1 protein-coding gene is annotated in these 706 nt (G+C 42.4%); it reads left to right on the top strand.

Going from position 1 to position 706, the window contains the following annotated elements; genetic code table 11:
• Positions 1–452: 452 nt before the first annotated feature.
• Positions 453–706 (top strand): DUF4212 domain-containing protein (locus tag A3763_RS22860; RefSeq protein WP_068760586.1); only part of this gene is annotated, 254 nt, incomplete at its 3' end.

Raw genomic sequence — 706 nt, 5'->3', positions numbered from 1 at the left:
CCCAAGGCCAAGGCATAGACATAAGGATGGCGAGACCAGGAGTCTTCAGAGAAGCGTGTTTGGTCGCCTTGTCTTGCAACCCAGAATAACAGAGCGGTATAAGCGATGATGGCAGTAAACACTATGCTGGCTGACACGATGACCTCTTCATTTAATTATTATTTCTGGAGTATTCGCTATGTATATACAGCTTGCTGACTATCGGTGAATAAAAACCAGTGCTGTATCGCATTTTTCATATAGTAAGGTCTACTACTTTAGTCGTAACTTAGACCAAAGTCTTGGTCCCTTCTCCTAAATTACTTGCTAGATTGGCCTTGGCTTCTGGAAATAAAAGAAGACCTGGAGGCTGTCGGAGAATTGCGATCGGGTAACGGTTTACCGAAAGATCGTGATTCTCCGACAGTCTACTTTAGCCTTAAATGTAAGGTTCAACTAAGCGGAGATGTGTCATGCAAGAAAATAATAATGAGCAAGCATCTGCGTACTGGCAATACAATATCAAACTCATGCTAAAGCTGTTATGCATTTGGTTTGTCGTATCGTTTGTATGCGGAATCCTACTGGTCGATGTACTGAATCAGATTCAAATTGGCGGCTATAAATTGGGCTTCTGGTTTGCTCAACAGGGCTCGATGTATAGCTTTGTTGTGTTGGTCTTTTATTACGCAAAAAAAATGGCGGCACTTGACCGCGAATTTAACGT

It is taken from the genome of Oleiphilus sp. HI0128 (assembly GCF_001635365.1).
The sequence above is the reverse complement of the archived record's forward strand: the minus strand, read 5'-3'. Positions and strand labels throughout refer to the sequence as shown.